The sequence below is a fragment of the Labrenzia sp. 011 genome (genome assembly GCF_003075075.1).
In the GTDB taxonomy this organism is placed as follows: domain Bacteria; phylum Pseudomonadota; class Alphaproteobacteria; order Rhizobiales; family Stappiaceae; genus Roseibium.
The window spans coordinates 371187-388301 of sequence record NZ_QCYM01000002.1; the positions used below are offsets into that span (position 1 = coordinate 371187).

At 62.7% G+C, this 17115-nt stretch carries 16 protein-coding genes; 8 read left to right on the forward strand and 8 right to left on the reverse strand.

Going from position 1 to position 17115, the window contains the following annotated elements; genetic code table 11:
* Positions 1–18 precede the first annotated feature (18 nt).
* The 3 genes from DCO57_RS04485 to clcA all read left to right on the forward strand — a co-directional run bounded on the left by DCO57_RS04485 (position 19) and on the right by clcA (position 3255).
* On the forward strand, positions 19–729 hold the full coding sequence (locus DCO57_RS04485; protein ID WP_208977789.1) for a DUF2927 domain-containing protein: 711 nt from the start codon (positions 19–21) through the stop codon (positions 727–729).
* A gap of 250 nt (positions 730–979) precedes the next feature.
* Complete coding sequence (locus tag DCO57_RS04490; RefSeq protein ID WP_116697753.1) at positions 980–1735, forward strand: L,D-transpeptidase; 756 nt, start codon at positions 980–982, stop codon at positions 1733–1735.
* Positions 1736–1908: 173 nt separating this feature from the next.
* Positions 1909–3255 (forward strand): H(+)/Cl(-) exchange transporter ClcA, encoded by a 1347-nt coding sequence (gene clcA / locus DCO57_RS04495; RefSeq protein ID WP_116697754.1) that lies wholly within the window; start codon positions 1909–1911, stop codon positions 3253–3255.
* 13 nt (positions 3256–3268) lie between these two features.
* On the opposite strand, the gene glcF is transcribed toward clcA, so the two are convergent.
* From glcF to DCO57_RS04515, 4 genes are all read right to left on the reverse strand, one after another.
* Complete coding sequence (gene glcF, locus DCO57_RS04500; RefSeq protein WP_116697634.1) at positions 3269–4612, reverse strand: glycolate oxidase subunit GlcF; 1344 nt, start codon at positions 4610–4612, stop codon at positions 3269–3271.
* A 210-nt stretch (positions 4613–4822) separates the two neighbouring features.
* The gene (locus DCO57_RS04505; RefSeq protein ID WP_116697635.1) at positions 4823–5182 is read right to left on the reverse strand and encodes a DUF4870 domain-containing protein; all 360 of its coding nucleotides are present in this window, start codon (positions 5180–5182) and stop codon (positions 4823–4825) included.
* Between the two features lie 45 nt (positions 5183–5227).
* Positions 5228–6418: a glycolate oxidase subunit GlcE gene (gene glcE / locus DCO57_RS04510; RefSeq protein WP_116697636.1), complete on the reverse strand. Its 1191-nt coding sequence runs from the start codon at positions 6416–6418 to the stop codon at positions 5228–5230.
* Positions 6419–6430: 12 nt separating this feature from the next.
* Positions 6431–7927: an FAD-linked oxidase C-terminal domain-containing protein gene (locus DCO57_RS04515; protein WP_116697637.1), complete on the reverse strand. Its 1497-nt coding sequence runs from the start codon at positions 7925–7927 to the stop codon at positions 6431–6433.
* Positions 7928–8082: 155 nt separating this feature from the next.
* Between DCO57_RS04515 and DCO57_RS04520 the strand changes: the two genes are divergently transcribed.
* Both DCO57_RS04520 and DCO57_RS04525 read left to right on the forward strand, forming a co-directional pair.
* Positions 8083–9027 carry a LysR family transcriptional regulator gene (locus DCO57_RS04520; RefSeq protein ID WP_116697638.1) on the forward strand — a complete coding sequence of 315 codons (945 nt, stop codon included), beginning with the start codon at positions 8083–8085 and terminating at the stop codon, positions 9025–9027.
* A 94-nt stretch (positions 9028–9121) separates the two neighbouring features.
* Positions 9122–9517, forward strand: coding sequence for a cytochrome c family protein (locus DCO57_RS04525; RefSeq protein ID WP_116697639.1), 396 nt, complete (start codon positions 9122–9124; stop codon positions 9515–9517).
* A gap of 126 nt (positions 9518–9643) precedes the next feature.
* On the opposite strand, the gene DCO57_RS04530 is transcribed toward DCO57_RS04525, so the two are convergent.
* Positions 9644–10942: a DUF3422 domain-containing protein gene (locus DCO57_RS04530; RefSeq protein WP_116697755.1), complete on the reverse strand. Its 1299-nt coding sequence runs from the start codon at positions 10940–10942 to the stop codon at positions 9644–9646.
* A 193-nt stretch (positions 10943–11135) separates the two neighbouring features.
* On the opposite strand from DCO57_RS04530, the gene DCO57_RS04535 reads away from it, so the two are divergent.
* Entirely contained in the window at positions 11136–11948 is an 813-nt protein-coding gene (locus DCO57_RS04535) for a FadR/GntR family transcriptional regulator (protein WP_116697640.1), read from the forward strand.
* 28 nt (positions 11949–11976) lie between these two features.
* Positions 11977–13113, forward strand: a complete 1137-nt coding sequence (locus tag DCO57_RS04540) for an alpha-hydroxy acid oxidase (RefSeq protein ID WP_116697641.1) — start codon at positions 11977–11979, stop codon at positions 13111–13113.
* 9 nt (positions 13114–13122) lie between these two features.
* On the opposite strand, the gene DCO57_RS04545 is transcribed toward DCO57_RS04540, so the two are convergent.
* Entirely contained in the window at positions 13123–13821 is a 699-nt protein-coding gene (locus tag DCO57_RS04545) for a type 1 glutamine amidotransferase (RefSeq protein WP_116697756.1), read from the reverse strand.
* A gap of 134 nt (positions 13822–13955) precedes the next feature.
* Here DCO57_RS04545 and DCO57_RS04550 point away from each other — a divergent pair, with 134 nt between their 5' ends.
* Positions 13956–14873: a DMT family transporter gene (locus DCO57_RS04550; RefSeq protein WP_116697642.1), complete on the forward strand. Its 918-nt coding sequence runs from the start codon at positions 13956–13958 to the stop codon at positions 14871–14873.
* A 49-nt stretch (positions 14874–14922) separates the two neighbouring features.
* Here DCO57_RS04550 and DCO57_RS04555 read toward each other — a convergent pair whose 3' ends face one another.
* Together DCO57_RS04555 and DCO57_RS04560 are read right to left on the reverse strand one after the other, a co-directional pair.
* Entirely contained in the window at positions 14923–15813 is an 891-nt protein-coding gene (locus DCO57_RS04555; RefSeq protein WP_116697643.1) for a LysR substrate-binding domain-containing protein, read from the reverse strand.
* 170 nt (positions 15814–15983) lie between these two features.
* On the reverse strand, positions 15984–16859 hold the full coding sequence (locus DCO57_RS04560; RefSeq protein WP_116697644.1) for a LysR substrate-binding domain-containing protein: 876 nt from the start codon (positions 16857–16859) through the stop codon (positions 15984–15986).
* Positions 16860–17115 lie beyond the last annotated feature (256 nt).

Sequence of the window (17115 nt, forward strand, 5' to 3'; positions counted from 1 at the left end):
TCGACCTGAATGAGAGCCATGCGTCTTCTTTCAACATTCCTCCTTGCGGGGTTTCTGGCCGTCCATCCCGCGGCCGCAGGAAACAACACTTTCTCCACCGAGGAGCTTCTGCAGGGGTTCGAGAAGACCGTATTCGGTCTGGAGTATCGCAGCTGGAGCTGGCGGCCGTATCTGGTCAAGAAATTCACCCGGCCGGTCCTGTTCCGGATTCACAATCTTTCCGCCATCGACCGGACACGGACGGTCCACCGTTTCGTTCAGGAGATCGGGAAGCGGGTCGCCGGACTGACGACGGGGATCGCGCGCGATCCCGCCGAAGCGAATTTCGAGGTCTATGTGGTCGACCGCGCCCAGTATGAGCGGGTCGTCAAACAGAATATCTACAAGAGCGAGCGCGCGAAGGTCCCCGGGCGCTGCCTTGTGCGGGTCGTCTCCGGCCGAAAGGGTATCAAACGTTCCGCCGCGGTGATCGTTTCCGATGAAGGGGAATTCCTCTTCAAGCGCTGTCTGGTGGAGGAAATCCTGCAGGGGCTGGGGCCGATGAATGACGACGAGGCGCTCACCCACTCGGTGTTTAACGATTCCTCGCGTCACAGCCGGTTTACGGTCTTCGACCAGCTCATTTTGAACATGCTTTACGATCCGCGCATCCGGCCGGGCATGTCGCTGCAGCAGGCGCGGGCCGTCCTGCCGCTGGTGGTGCGCGACGCCCGCCAGCGCGTGCGTTAACCAAGGCTCGCCCGAAAGACCAGGGATTTCAATGCAGCCGATGGCGGCGGCCTGCGCCTTGCCCCTGCGGAAAGTATTTCATTAAGGCTGTTTCTCAACCATAAGCTAACCATAAGAAACGATTGCCGGAATACTATGATCCAGATTCACTTTTGAAAGAGCCGGCACGCTTATCATCATTTCCAATCCGTTAACTGGCGGACTCAAAATCCGCTGAACCTGGCCGATGACAAGTTTCAAGAGTACAACCATGTTCCAATTACGCATTGCCTCTTCCAGGGTGCTGGTTCTGGCCGGAGCCCTGGTCCTCAATACCGGTCTTGCCGGTTCCCTGGCGGTTGCCGGGCAGGTGTCTCCGCCGCCGCTCGTCCTCAGTCCCAATCTGACGGAACCATGGGTTCTGCAATTGCAGCCCCGGGGCACCCGGCGCACGGCCGCCCCGGTTCAGCGGCGTCAGGTGGTGCAGCCGCAGGTCCGTCGTGCCAACTGGTGGTCTCCCCGCCAGCAGCCGGTGCGCCAGCGGCCGCAGCCGCAGGCAAGCGCCCCCAAGAGCCGTCAGATAGCCCCCCAGTTCCTGCCGACGATCGTCGATTACGACGGCAAGCAGAAACCCGGCACGATCGTGATCGACACCAACGCCAAGTATCTTTACCTCGTCCAGAATGACGGCACCGCCCGGCGCTACGGCGTCGGCGTCGGCAAACCCGGTTTCGAATGGGCCGGGACGCACAAGGTCACCCGCAAGGCGGAATGGCCGGACTGGCGTCCGCCCGCGGAAATGCGCAAGCGCCGGCCGGATCTGCCGACGTTCATGGCGGGCGGTCCGCAGAACCCGCTCGGGGCCCGCGCCCTCTACCTCGGTTCGACGCTGTACCGCATCCATGGCTCCAACCAGCCCTGGACCATCGGTCACGCCGTTTCCTCCGGCTGCATCCGCATGCGCAACGAAGACGTGACGGACCTCTACGAACGGGTCGGCGTCGGCACCAAGGTCATCGTGATGTGAGCCGGCCGTTACCGCTGTAACAGCTTTCCGGAAACCGGGCGGCTCGAACAGGGGCCGCCAATGACGGAGGGCGTCTCTTGCACGGCGTCCGGTTTCTTTGCTATCTGCTGCGGCCATCTTCCCAGTTTTTCCCCTTCCCCTGAAAAAAGCCGGTCCGAGGCATGACAGAACGCATGAAACTCTTTTCCCTGGGACCAGATGCGGGCTATTTCCTGAAGGCGGCCCTCGTCGGGCTGCTCGTCGGGGGGCTCGCGACCGTCTTCCACTCCGGCGTTGAGTTCCTCTTCGCGCAATATGCGTCGCTCAGAACATCGCTCGGGACAGGCTTTCTGCCCTATGCGGTGTCGATCGCCATATCCGGCGCAGGGGTCGCCGCGGCATTTGTTCTGGTCCAGCGCGTCGCGCCGGAAGCGGCGGGCAGCGGTATCCAGGAGATCGAGGGCGCAATGGAGGACAAGCGGCCTCTCCACTGGTCACGGGTCCTGATCGTCAAGTTCTTCGGCGGGCTGCTCGCCCTCGGATCGGGCCTGGTGCTCGGCAGGGAAGGTCCGACCATCCACATGGGCGCCATGACGGCCGAAGCGTTCTCCAGATCGCAGGGGCTTTCGCCGTCCGATCACAAGGGCCTTCTGGCTGCTGGCGCTGCCGCCGGTCTTGCCGCCGCCTTCAATGCGCCGCTGGCCGCCATCCTGTTCATCGTAGAGGAAACAAGACGGCAGTTCCCCTTCGGCTACCGCACCTACATGGCAGTCATCATCGCCTCGATCGTGAGCGCGGCAGTCACGGTGCAGCTCACTCATATCGGTCCGCCGCTGCTGGTCAAGGTGACCTATGTTCCGGTCTGGAGCTTCGCCCTGCTCGCCGGCCTGGGCATTCTTCTTGGCGCGCTCGGCGTGTTTTTCAACTGGGTGCTGATCGCGGTCATGGACCTTTTCCAGAAGATTCCATCCAGGTTCCGCTGGCTGCCGGCACTTGCTGTCGGCGGGGTCACCGGCGCCCTTCTGATTGCCTTTCCGGCCGCGACCACCGGCGGCGAGGACCTGGTGCACAAACTCGTCACCTCCCACTATGGCGTGCTGGCCTTGGTGCTGCTCACGCTGCTGCGTTTCAGCGGCGTTCTGTTTTCCTATGCCTCGGGCGTCCCGGGCGGGATCTTCGCGCCCATGCTGTCCATCGCGACCTGCGCCGGCCTTGCCTTCGGCACCGCAACGGGAGAGATCCTGCCTTCGGTGGACGATGACTTCCGGGTCGCCTGCGCGATCGCCGCCATGGGCGGTTTTTTCGCCGCATCGGTGCGCGCACCGCTTGTCGGGGTCGTGCTGGTGATGGAACTGACCGGTGCCTATGCGCTGATCATGCCGGTTCTCGTTACCTGCACCACCGCATCCCTCACCGCCCATCATCTGGGCGGGCGGCCGATCTACGAACAGCTCCTGGAACGCACGCTCCGGCTTTCGGGCGCGTCGCCGGACACCACCCCCGAGTCCACACCGGTGCAACTGGGAACACGCGAAGGCTGACCCGGCAGGCCGGTCAGGCTTCCTGCGAAGGGGCCTCGACAGATGCGCCAGCCGATACGCTCTCCGGCTGCGGTCCGCCATAGACCCAGTCCAGCAGTTCGACCGTGTGCAGGATCGGGATGTCGGTCCCCAGCCCGATCTGGGTCATGCAGCCGATATTGCCGGTGGCGATCACGTCCGGCCGTGTTGTCGCGATGTTGGCCACCTTCCTGTCGCGCAGGCGGCGGGCGATCTCCGGCTGAAGAATATTGTATGTGCCGGCCGATCCGCAGCACAGATGCCCTTCTGGGACATCCCGGACCCTGAAGCCGGCGGCGGTCAGGAGCTCCTTCGGCTGACGGGTGATCTTCTGGCCGTGCTGCATGGAACAGGCGGAATGATAGGCAACGGTCAGATCCGGCCTGAGAGCGGGCACGCCAAGCTCGATGTCCGCCAGAAATTCGGTCACATCCTTCGCCAGCGCGGAAACCCTTTCGGCCTTCTGTGCATAGGCCGGGTCCTCTCTGAGCATGTAGCCATAATCCTTGATCGTCGTGCCGCAGCCGGACGCCGTGATCAGGATGGCGTCCAGTCCCCCCGATTCCAATTCACGCGTCCAGACGTCCACATTGCGGCGGGCGTTTTCCAGGGCAGAGTCCTCCCGGCCCATGTGATGGACGAGCGCACCGCAGCAGACTTCGCCTTCCGGCAGGACGACCTCATAGCCGGCCCGGCCGAGCAGCCGGATGGTGGCGTCATTGATTCCCGGATCCAGCACGGGCTGAGCGCAGCCGCCCAGCAGGGCCACACGGCCCTTGCGGACAGCCGTTTCGGTGCTGAACACGCCGGGTCCTTCATGCTGCCCCCGGCCGGGCGCTCTTGCAGGCGCCAGTTCCAGCATCGCGCCGATCTTTGCCAAGGGACCGCCCAGCGCCTTGAAGGCTCCGGCGAGCGGACGGGCGAAAAAGGCGCCGACCAGGGCAAGGCGGAACCGTTTCGGATAGGGCAGGATGAGGGCAAGGACGGACCGCAGCAGCCTGTCGGCAACCGGTCGCCTGTAGGTCTTTTCGATATGGGCACGGGCATGGTCAACGAGATGCATGTAATGCACCCCGGACGGACAGGTGGTCATGCAGGCAAGGCAGGACAGGCACCGGTCGACATGCTTGACGATCTTCTCGTCGGCAGGCCGGTCGTTTTCCAGCATGTCCTTGATCAGGTAGATCCGGCCGCGCGGGCTGTCGAGCTCATCCCCCAGAAGCGTGAAGGTCGGACAGGTCGCCGTGCAGAAACCGCAATGAACGCATTTGCGCAGGATCTTTTCGGATTCCGCGACATGAGTGTCCTTCAGCTGCTCTGCGGTGAAATTGGTCTGCATGGTGTCCTACGCCCCTCAACTACCCGCTTTTCCCGTGGGTCTCTCCTTCCGAATGACGCGGATCGTAGGGGGTGGACCATCCGCGCACAAGGCGCCTTTCGGGAACAAGAGCAACATCGGAGCGGAATGAATTGTCGCACACACGCACAAGGCCCGCCCGCTGGACTGCGGACGGACCTCGCAACAACATTCTCAACGCTCTCGGGCTGTTCAGAACATCCAGGTCTGCGGATTCGGTACCGGTTCACCGCGCGCGGCGAGCTGGAGACCCTTGATGCAGCGAATGATCATCCAGATCAGCACCGCGATCAGCAGGAAGATGCCGATGAAGACAAAGGTCAGGACGATACCGATCAGCGCGAAGAGGATACCGATCCAGAAGGTGCGGATCTGGAAGGTATAGTGGCTGTCGACCCAGCCCCCGGCCTTTCCCCTGTTCAGATAGGCGAAGATAATGCCGATCAGTGACGTGAAGCCGATCAGAATACTGACGAGATAAAGGATGTAAACGAGGCTGACATTCTTTCCGCCGGGTTCCAGGTAACCTGCAACATCCGATTTTTCATTCATAACAGTCTCCGCTGAAAATTTTCGCGTAAAAAGGCACCGGTCAGACTACACACCCGCCACCATTCGTCCAGCGTTTAGAATGCCCTTGGGATCGAACTGTTCCTTCAGACGCCGGGTGAGCGCCGCCAGGGGAGCAGCCTGAGGCTGGAACACCGGCACGGTCGAACGGACCGAGGGATCGGCCCGCACGAGTGTCGCGTGCCCCCCGCCCGCTTCCTCGAGCGCCGCACGGATTTCCGTGTGATGAATTGCGCCATCGTTGCACGACAGCCAGACGAGACCGCCGCTCCAGTCATAGAACGCCGTTGCGTCGACCTTCTCCTTCACGAGCTCCACGAGCCGGGGACCGGATGCCGGTGCCACGGACAGCCGCCAGACAGGTGTTTCGGCCTGCGCAAACGGCAGGACATCGCGGATGCTCCGCCACAGGGTCTCGGTCTCCGGTTGAGCGAGGCGGACGGGCGTGCCGAAGTCCGCGAGCAGCTTTTCCAGCGTCCTGAACCTGTAGTCGACCGAAGCCTCGAAGCCTTCCAGCCGAAGGAGCGTCTTGCCGGCCTCGCCGTCGACATCCTGCGGCAGATGGGCGGCGCCGGAAACCTCCGCCGAGGAGCCCATCGCCCGGCACAGGGCGTCGATGGCATCCGCCTCATTCAGACCGCCGAGCACAAAGGTCGCCGCGGTTTCCGGTTTCGGATTGACCTTGAGGGTGACCGTGGTTGCGACGGCCAGGGTGCCGAAGGCCCCGCAAAGCGCTCTGGGAAGGTCGTATCCGGTCACGTTCTTGACCACCTTGCCGCCGGAATTGAAGATTTCCCCGCGCCCGGAGACCGCTTCCATGCCAAGCACGTGATCCCGCGCGGCGCCTGACTTGATACGGCGCGGGCCGGAGAGGTTGGCGGCAAGAACGCCACCGATGGTTCCCCTGCCCGGATCTCCGCCCAGCAGAGGACCGTAATCCATCGGCTCGAAGGAAAGCTCCTGGCCGTTGTCGGCGACCAGCTTTTCGACCTCGGCGACCGGTGTGCCGGCCTTCACGGTCAGAACAAGCTCCGCCGGTTCGTAGGTCTCGATGCCGGTGAGATCCGACAGGTCCAGAACATGGGCCGCCTGGACCGGACGTCCGAGTTTCCTTTTGGATCCCTGCCCGACGACTTCCAGCGGCCGCTCCTCGCCGGCCGCCCATTTCACCGCGTCTTCGACCTGCCGCGTGTCGCGCGGTTTGAACGTTGCATCCATTTGGGGAATTCCTCAGAAGCGCGGGATGTCGGGGAAAGGCAGCTGGCCCTTGTGCACGTGCATTTTGCCGAGTTCAGCGCAGCGATGTAGCAGGGGAAACACCTTGCCCGGATTGAGCAGATGCTTTTCATCGAAGGCGCATTTGACCCGCTGCTGCTGCTTGAGATCGTCCTCGGAGAACATCGCCGGCATCAGGTCACGCTTCTCGATGCCCACACCATGTTCGCCGGTCAGAACGCCGCCGACCTCGACGCACAGGCGCAGGATGTCGGCGCCGAAGGCTTCGGCGGCCTCCAGTTCTCCCGGCTTGTTGGCATCGTACAGGATCAGCGGATGCAGATTGCCGTCACCGGCGTGAAAGACGTTGGCGACGCGAAGCCCGTGCTTTTCGCCCAGTTCGCGCATCCGCGCGAGAACCTTCGGCAGTTCGCGGCGCGGGATGGTACCGTCCATGCACAGATAGTCCGGCGAAATACGCCCGACCGCCGGAAATGCCGCCTTGCGGCCCGCCCAGAAGGTCATGCGTTCCTCTTCGCTCTGCGAAATCCTCACATGGCTGGCCTCATTGGCCCGGGCGATTTCCTCGACCCGGCCGATCAGGTAGTCGACCTCGCCCTCCGGCCCGTCAAGCTCGACGATCAGCAGGGCCTCGACATCGAGCGGATAGCCGGCATGGACGAAATCCTCCGCGGCATGAATGGCGGGTCGATCCATCATTTCCATGCCGCCGGGAATGATGCCTGCGGCGATGATTTCCGCAACACAGCGGCCGCCTGCCTCGCTGGCCGGAAAGCCGATCAGCAGGGCCCGTGCGGTTTCCGGCTTCTGCAGGATGCGGACGGTCACCTCGGTCACCACGCCCAGCAGGCCTTCGGACCCGGTCATCAGCGCCAGAAAGTCATAGCCTTCACTGTCCAGGTGCTTGCCGCCGAGGCGGATCACCTCGCCGGTGATCAGCACCATTTCCAGGCCAAGCACATTGTTGGTGGTCAGACCGTATTTCAGGCAGTGCACCCCGCCGGAATTTTCCGCGATGTTGCCGCCGATGGAACAGGCGATCTGGGAGGACGGATCCGGCGCATAGTAGAAGCCCTCCTGTTCCACCGCCCGGGTGATGCCGAGATTGGTCACCCCCGGCTGCACGACCACCGCCCGGTTGGCGAAATCGATGTCCAGGACCCGGTTGAACTTCATCATCGACAGCAGCACGCCATCCTCCAGCGGCAGGGCGCCGCCGGACAACGAGGTCCCTGCCCCGCGCGGCACCACCTTGACATCGTTGTCGTGACAGTACCTGAGAACCCTGGAAACCTGCTCGACCGTTTCGGGAAGAACCACGATCAGGGGAAGCTGGCGATAGGCCGTGAGGGCGTCCGTCTCATAGGCGCGCATCTCGCGTTCGTCGTGGATCACGCCCTCTCCGGGAACAATCGCCTGAAGCGCGCTCAGGATTTCCCGGCGCCGGGCAATAACGTCCCGGTCCGGGGCAGGCATGGCGATCGCGGTCACAGAGTGGACTCCTTTCAATTCTACGTTTGCCGATCCACGAAAATTGCCCTGACGCAGCAAGAAGTGGTAGGTCAACGCCTTTCCCCAAGTCTGGCAAGTATCACGGCGAAGGGAAACGTCCGGGAAATAATAGATGTCTTTCTGAGAGATTGAAAATGAGCAATCTGACCGACATGGAAATTTTCGCCCGGGTGGTGAGCGCCGGCAGCATGTCCGCGGCCGGGCGCGAAATGAACCTGTCGCCAGCGGTCGTCTCAAAGCGCATCCGCCGACTTGAGGAAAAACTGGGAACGCGGCTGCTGCAGCGCACGACCCGCCAGATCGCCATGACCGAAGCCGGACAGGGATTTTACGAGCGTGTCATTGCGATCCTGGCCTCGGTGGAGGAAGCCGAATCCTTCGTGTCGCGCGGGTCCGCCCGGGCCCGCGGCATTCTCAAGGTCGCCGTTCCGACCTCCTTCGGTCGCCTGCATATTGCCCCGCACATGGGAAAATTCCTGACCGAAAACCCGGATCTTTCGGTCAATCTCGATCTTTCCGACGATTTCGTTGATATTGTCGGAGATGGCTATGATCTGGCGATCCGTATCGCCGAACTGTCCGATTCCAGTCTCGTCGCCCGCCGTCTTGCCCCCGTGCACCGGATCCTGTGCGCCAGCCCGGCCTATCTGGAAAAACACGGCTTCCCCCAAAGCATCGATGACCTGACCGCCGACCACGTCACCCTGGCCGCAACCAATCAGGACCCCTGGCGGCTGGCCGGTCCCGACGGCATCGTGACCGTCCGCACCCGCGCCCCCATCAAGACCAACTCCAACGAGGTGGTTCGGGAATGTCTTCTGGCCGGCGTCGGCATCGCGCTCCGCTCCACCTGGGATGTGGGGCCGGAACTGCGGGCGGGCCAGCTGCAGATCCTGCTGCCGCACTACAGGGCCTCGAAGGATGTCGGTCTCTACGCGGTCTATCCGAGCCGCCAGTTCCTGCCGGCGAAAGTCCGGGTTTTCATCGACTTTCTCGCCCGCCTCTACGGCTCGTCCCCGTACTGGGATGCGGGGCTGGAAGACTGGCTTCAGCTGCCGAACAACGCACAGGCAAGCTGACCGCGATACAACTGCCTGCGACCGTGCGTCGCTTGCATCGCATCCCGACATCCTGTTCTGTTGGGCCGAGTTTACAATACTGAGGGAGAATACCATGCAGCGTTTGCTGATGATCGCCGGAACGGCGCTTCTGGCACTGACCGTTCAGGCAAGTGCCGACGGAGACCCCGCCAAGGGCGAGAAGGTTTTCAAGAAATGCGCAGCCTGCCATGCAGTCGGTGAAGGCGCCAAGAACAAGGTCGGACCGGAGCTCAACGGCATCGTCGACCGTCCCTTCGGCTCAATCGAGAACTACAAGTACTCCAAGTCTCTCCTTGAAGTGGGGGACGGCAAGGTCTGGGATGTGGAGACGCTGGATTTCTACCTGACCAAGCCGAAGAAGCTCATCCCCAAGGGCAAGATGGCCTTCGCCGGCCTGAAGAAGGAAAAGGACCGCGAGAACGTGATTGCCTATCTGGCGCAGTTCAACGCGGACGGCACGACCAAATAAGGTTCACTCCCGTTTTACGACGACCGGACCGGCAGACCCCTTCCACTGGATGCGCCCAGGTCTGCCGGTCCGCTTCCAATTGCGTTCCTGCCCACTCGGCGATCCGTGTCCCGTGGTTCCATGAGCCTAGTGATCGCCGTGTTTCTTGTGAATGCCCCGCACGAACCACCAGATCAGCAGCACGACGACGGGAACGGCAAGTCCGGTGGTGACATTGGCATCGGGCAGCGGCAGTCCGCTCTGCTTGGCAGCCTTGGCCAGATACGAGATCAACCCGACCACATAATAGCTCACGGCCGCGACCGACAGGCCCTCGACGGTATGCTGCAGGCGCAACTGCAGCTGTGCCCGGCGGTTCATTGACTGAAGCAGCCTGCGGTTCTGATCCTCCAGTTCGACGTTCACCCGGGTACGCAACAGGGTTGTGGCTCTTGCGAGCTTGCGCGACAGCATCGCCTGCCGGTCCTCGATCGCCTGGCACGTGCGCATGGCAGGCGTCAGGCGGCGGGTCAGAAACGAAGCCATCGACAGGTCTCCGGGCGCCGCCTCCTCCTTCAGCGCAGTGAGTCTTGCCTTGACGATCCCGTCATAGGCGCGGCTGGCACCGAAGCGGAAGGCGCTTGCGGTTGCCCCGGCCTCCAGGGCAGCGGCCATTTCGCTGAGCCTGCCGAGCAGCTCCTGGTTCGCCCCCAGTCCGGAAGTTTCCCTTATCCGCCCCGTCAATTCCGCCAGTTCGATCTCGAACCGCCGGATTTCCGGCTGCAGGTCCGTGGCTTCGAACAGGCCCAGCATGGCCAGAGTGCGATAGGTCTCGAGCTCGAGAAGACGCTGGACAACCGCCCCGAGGCGCACGTCGCTGAGTGCGCGGTTGAACACAAGGAAACGGGTGAGGCCATCGCCGTCCTGGCGGAAGTCGGTCGCCACCATGGCGGCCCGGTCCTCCACATCGGAGACGGTCAGACTGGTCGCGTCAAAGCCTTCCCGCCAGTCCGGACCCTCGGTGTCCTCGCGCACTTCCAGTCGGACCGCAACCAGCAGATCGCCGGGCGCCCGGAAGGCCGCCCCGAAAGGGTGAGACGCCGGAATTGCGCCGAAAAGTGTTTCGGGTCCGGCCGCACCGTCCCAGGTATAGGTGGTGAATTCCGCATGCTGTTCCCAGCTGAGCGTGCCGCCACCGAAAGACAGCCGGTGATGGCGCGCACCGGCAGCCGGCCCGTGACCTCCCCTGGAAATGCAGAATTCGATGAGCCAGGCGTGATCCTCCGCCGCCTGCTCGGCATTGGTCAGAAAGGCGTAATGAAGGACGGTTCGCGGACCGGCAAGCGGCCGGAACGGGCGGGCATGCACCTCTCCCAGAACCTTTTCCCGCAATGGAGACGTGCGGAACGCGGGAAAGGACGATCCGTTTTCTGAGCGCTGTTTCAAATGGTCCCCCCCATTCATCCCGATAGCCGGTCTCCTTCAGCTTCACCTGTCGGAAACGGCAGAAAGCTTATCCGATTGCGGTACCCGCCGCGATGGGCCACAGGCGCGACATTTGCGCAGCGAAAAATTGGATAAGAAAATTGACCAATTGTGGTTTCGGGACTATTTTCCCCGTGAAGGAAAGGGGTGCTGCGTGTTTCAGCCCGTCGAACATCAGAAGACCGCCGATGCGGTGGTGGATCAGATCGAGGACCTGATCCTCAAGGGTGTGCTGCAATCCGGTGACCGTCTGCCCCCGGAAAGGGAGCTTGCCGACCAGTTGAAGGTGTCGAGGCCCGTTCTGCGGGACGCCCTGAGACGCCTCGAGGAACGGGACCTGATCGAATCGCGCCGGGGCGGCGGCACCTTTGTCTGCGACCTGATCGGCCCGATCTTTTCCGAAGCGATCGTCCAGCTGATTTCACGACACCCATCCGCCGTCAGCGACTATTTCGAATTCCGCCGCAGCATCGAAAGCCAGGCTGCGGAGCTGGCATCCCTGCGGGCCGCCCCCTCCGACCTGGCGCGTCTCGAGGATATCGTCTCCCGGATGCAGACCGCCCATGACACCGAGGATCTGACCGCCGAGGCGCGGCTGGATGTGGAGTTTCATCATGCCGTGGGCGAAGCCGCCCACAACGTGGTGATGCTGCACACCCTGAGATCCTGTTACCGGCTGCTGGAGAACGGCGTCTTTTACAATCGCGGCCGCCTCTACCGCTTTCCGACCGCCCGGGCCGAACTGCTGCAACAGCACAAGGCCATCGTGGCGGCCATTGCCGGCCAGGATCCGGAAAGCGCGTGCCGGGCATCGGAAGCGCATATCGACTATGTGCGCGGCGCGCTGGCCGACACGGAAGCATCCGACCGGCGGGAACAGCTCGCCGGCCTGAGACTATCGAAACCCGCAAGATCAGCAGGCCTCCGGTCGAAACCGGCAGGAAGCCCCAAGACTGATCCATTTTGAGCCAACCGAACGCTCTGGAGGAATTCCCATGACAGTTGTGACCGATGTCGCGGATCTGCAAGCCCTGGCGAGACGCCGGGTGCCGAAGATGTTTTACGATTATGCCGACACCGGCTCCTGGACCCAGAGCACCTACCGGGAAAATGAAGCCGCCCTCCAGCGCCAGAAGCTGCGCCAGCGCGTGGCCCGCAACATCGACAACCGCTCCGTCAAGACGACAATGATCGGTCAGGATGTGGCAATGCCTGTCGCGCTTGCCCCGGTCGGCCTGACCGGCATGCAACATGCCGACGGCGAAATCCTCGCGGCCCAGGCCGCAGAGGCGTTCGGCGTTCCCTTCACGCTGTCCACCATGAGCATCTGTTCCATCGAGGACATCGCCGAGCACACCAGCGCGCCCTTCTGGTTCCAGCTCTATGTGATGCGCGACCGGAGCTTTTCCGAAAGCCTGATGCAGCGCGCGACGTCAGCCGGCTGTTCCGCCCTGGTGCTGACACTCGACCTGCAGGTTCTCGGCCAGCGTCACCGGGACATTAAGAACGGCCTGAGCGCCCCCCCCAAGCCGAAGCCTCTGGTTCTGGCCGATCTGGCATTGAAACCCCGCTGGTGCTGGAACATGCTGAAGACCAACCGCCGCCAGTTCGGCAACATCCACGGGCATGTGAAGGGGGTGGACGACATGTCGTCGCTCTCCGAATGGACGGCGAGCCAGTTCGATCCGTCCCTTGACTGGTCCTCTGTCGAGTGGGTCAAGAAGCACTGGGATCGCAAGCTGATCCTCAAGGGCATCAATGATGTCGAGGACGCCAGGATCGCCGCCGACATCGGTGCGGACGCCATCGTGGTGTCGAACCACGGCGGCCGCCAGCTCGACGGCGCGCTGGCGTCCTACGACGTGTTGCGCGATATCGTCGATGCGGTCGGCGACAGGATCGAGGTTCATTTCGACGGCGGCATCCGCTCCGGTCAGGACGTCTTCAAGGCCGTGGCCATGGGCGCCCACAGCACCTATATCGGCCGCGCCTTCATCTACGGTCTCGGAGCCATGGGCAAGGAAGGTGTCACCAGGGTTCTGGAGATCATGCACAAGGAACTCGACATTACCATGGGCCTTTGCGGCGAGACCGACATCACCAAGGTCGGCCGGCACAATCTGGTTCTCTAAGGAGATCCGCTAAAGCAACGCAAGCCAGGCTGAGGAGAGCGCGGTGCCGATGCTGTCGGCCCGCGCAGCATGGAGACGGGCCTGCGTTTCGAACCGCCTGTCCCAGTCGGGCGTGTGCCGGCGGATATCCTTGGCAAAGACGCGCGTCCAGGCGCGGGCGTCCTCCAGCCCGATTTCCAGATGGAACTGGATGGCATAGGTCGCCCTGCCCATGCGGAACGCCTGAAGGGGCGTCATGGCGCTTTTCGCCAGGTGCACCGCTCCGTCCGGCAGGGTGACCGTGTCGCTGTGCCAGTGAAACTGCGGGCCGCCGTCGCCCAGGGCCTTGAGCACCCGATCTTCCCGGCCCTGTTCGGTCGGAACGACCTCACGCCAACCGAACTCGACGGGACGTCCCAGGATGTTGCCGCCGCCGAAGGCGCGTGCGATGAGTTGGGATCCGAGGCAGATGCCCAGGACGGGCTTGTCCTGAGCGTGAAAGGTCCGGATCAGGTCGCAGACCAGCGGCAGATGCGGCCAGGCGTCGTCCGCCAGGGCATCCTGTGCCCCGCCAAGCACCACGAGCCCGGTGAACCCGTCGACATCGCGCGGCAGCGGTTCGCCGAGATGGGCCTGAACCGATGTCCAGTCCTTTCCGGCCTCAGCCGCGGTTCTTCCGAAAAGACCGAGCCCGGTTTCCGGGTAGTTTTCGATGACAAGGAAGGTCATGAGGATCTCGAGTTCATTCCGGCTGCCGTCGCTTATGACACATTGCATTTGCTGATGAGAACATCAAAAACAATCACTTGTTCTGAAGCCGAGCGGCGACCAGATTGCCGGTATCGCAGTCTGGACGGTATCACATGAGCGTTGCAACACCTGCCCTGCGCAGGGAAACCGCCGGCTTTACACCGGCCGATTACGGTCTTTACGCCACCACGGTGCTCGCCTGGGGATTCAGCTGGATCGCCATGAAAGGCCAGGTGATCAACGTTTCGCCGGAAGTCTCGGTCTTCTGGCGGTTCGTTCTGGCGGCCGCGGTGATGATGGTCTGGGCCACCGCCCGCGGACACCGGATGTCCTTCCCGTTCCGGGACCATCTGCGTTTCGCCGGTCTCGGAGCGTTCCTGTTTTCGACCAATTTCACGCTCTTCTACTACGGGGCTTCCTACCTGCCCTCCGGCCTGCTCGCGGTGATCTTTTCCACCACGTCCATCTTCAACCTGTTCCTGGGTCTGCTTCTTTTCGGTCAGCGGCCAAATCCGCTGGCACTGACCGCCGGCCTTGCGGGGTTCATCGGCATCGGCCTGATGTTCTGGCCGCAGCTCGCAGGCGCCGAATTCAATTCACAGGCAGCGATCGGGCTGGCCTTTTGCGTCGGCGGCACGCTGTCCTTCTGCTTCGGCAACATGCTTTCCGCCGACACACAGAAACGCGGCATCGGCGTCACGCCGGCCACCGCTTGGGGCATGGTCTACGGCATGGTGTTCCTGGGGATCGTGTCGCTTCTCAGGGGACAGAGCTTCGCCATCGAGTGGTCGGCCACCTATCTCGGCGGTCTTGTCTATCTGGCCATCATCGCCTCGGTGATCGCCTTCGCCTCCTATCTGAGGCTGCTGGGGCGGATCGGCTCGGCGCGGGCCGGCTATGCGACCGTGCTCTTCCCGGTCGTCGCCCTGACCCTGTCGACGATTTTCGAGGGCTATCACTGGACGCCGCTGGCGATCGCCGGAGTGCTCTGCGTTCTGGGTGGAAACCTGATCATGCTGCGCGCCCGCTGAGGGCAGTTTGCCGGATCACAGGACATTCCCGCGGACGAAGAGCCGGAACCTATTCCGCCGCCATCTGGGCCACCCCATTGCCGACATTGCCGATGGCCGCAATCAGGTGATTGCAGAGCGTGTCGTGCATGACCTCGCGGGCATCGTCGGAGCGCAGCAACGCAATGTCGCAGAACGGCAGGGAGGGAAACCCGTCCCGTTCGTCCAGGATGCGCATGCCGTCCCGAATGGCGCTTTCCGGAAAGACCGTGACGGCCAGACCGGTCTGGACCGCGCCCACGAGACCGGCGGCACTCGCGCTGGTGTAGGACACCCGATAGCGCCGACCGGCACGGTCGAGCGCATCCATGGAAAGGCGGCGCCAACTGCAGGACGCGGGCCCCAGCGCCAGGCGAACCACTTCCTGGGTGTGTGCGCAATGCTCGGTCGAGGTGACCCAGTAGAGCGGTTCGCGACGGATGATCTCCCCGCGTACGTTGAGGGTGTCTCCGGAGGTGGTGATCGCCACGTCCAGCTGTCCTTCCCGGATCGCTTCGGTGAGCTTGGCACTGCTCGAACATTCCACCTGAACCTCGATGGAAGGATTGAGCCGGTTGAAGGCTGCCAGGACCTGCGGCAGCAGCCTGTCCGCATAATCGTCCGGCACGCCAAGCTTCACATGGCCGACTTCCTTGTCGCCATTGAAGGCCGACAGGGTCTCGTCGTTCAGAAGAATCATCCGCCGGGCAAATTCGACCAGCCGGAGACCGTCCTCCGTCAGCCTGGACTGGCGGCCGTCCTTGATGAAGATCGGTTGTCCCACACGTTCCTCGAGACGACGCATCTGCATGGAGACCGCCGACTGGGTCTTGTGCACGGCTTCACCCGCCTTGGTGAAGCTGCCCAGCTCGGCAATCGCCAGAAACGTGCGCAGCTGGTCTATGTCTAGTGCGTGACTCATTTAGGACCCTGGGGATGGCGCACGGCCCGTCCGGATGATTTGAGATTGGAATTGATCTTGTGACGATACATCACAAACATTTACAGTTCAATGCCAATCTACGCGCTCCCGAAAGCGACCGGCTTCGGTAAGCCTCTGAAATACAAGACTATAGCCAGTCGGAACGTAAACTATTCAGCCGCCAGGGGGACCGAGAGGTTATCGAGCGAGGACACGATATGCTCGACCAGCGCGTCGGTGACCCTGGAGCTGTTGTGCCAGGACCGCATGATGCCGATCTCGCAATCGGGAAGGCGCGGAAACCCTTCGGCTTCCGTCAGAACCCGCATGCCCGACCTCAAGGCGGATTCCGGCAGCACCGAAATCGCCAGGCCGGCAAGTACCGCCGCGCCGACCGCAGTCGAATTCCAGCTTGAATACAGGAGCCGGTGGTCGCGCATCTGGTCGCTCAGGGCGTTGATCGCCGCCTTGCGCCAGTCACAGGTCGCCCGGCCGAGCGCAAGAGGAAGCGGGGATTCGTTCTCGACCGCGTGACGGGCCGAGGCGACCCACAACAGCGGCTCGCGGCGAACCAGATCGACATTCTTGCGGCCCTTCCTCTGGACATGAGTGATGATGGCCACATCCAGCTCGCCTTCGGAGATCATGTCGGCAAGATTGGGCGTCGGTGCGCAGACCACGCTCACCTCCGCCTTGGGATTGGATCTCGAAAACCGCGCCAGGATCTCCGGCAGGAACCGGTCGGCATAATCGTCCGGCGTGCCGAGCCGCACCAGACCGGCGAGTTCCGTGTCGTCGAAGGCGGCAAGGGTTTCGTCATTGAGCTGAACCAGCCGGCGCGCGTAATGCAACAGCCGCTCGCCGTGTTCCGTCAGGCGGGACTGGCGGCCGACCCGGACAAAAAGCGGCTTTCCGACACGTTCCTCCAGACGGCGCATCTGCATGGAGACCGCCGACTGGGTCTTGTGCACATTATCCGCGGCACGGGTGAAGCTGCCACCTTCCGCAATCGCCACAAATGTCCGGAGCTGATCTAGATCGAGCATAAGCGCCTCAAATATAAGCCATACTGATGTTTACCACGAAACCTATTCAAATGCGAAATGCTTCGTTTCGCCGACAGCCGGTGCGGGAGTGGCGAAACGCTCCGCCTCATAACATCACGGTTTTCGATCAATCGCATCAAAAACATTCGTTGGAATAATATTTGAAAAGCCGCCATCTACAGGGTGTTCCACACACAGGACCGCCAATCGCTGGCCGGGAACAGGCTGCCGGAAATTCCTCCGGCCGCTCACAGGA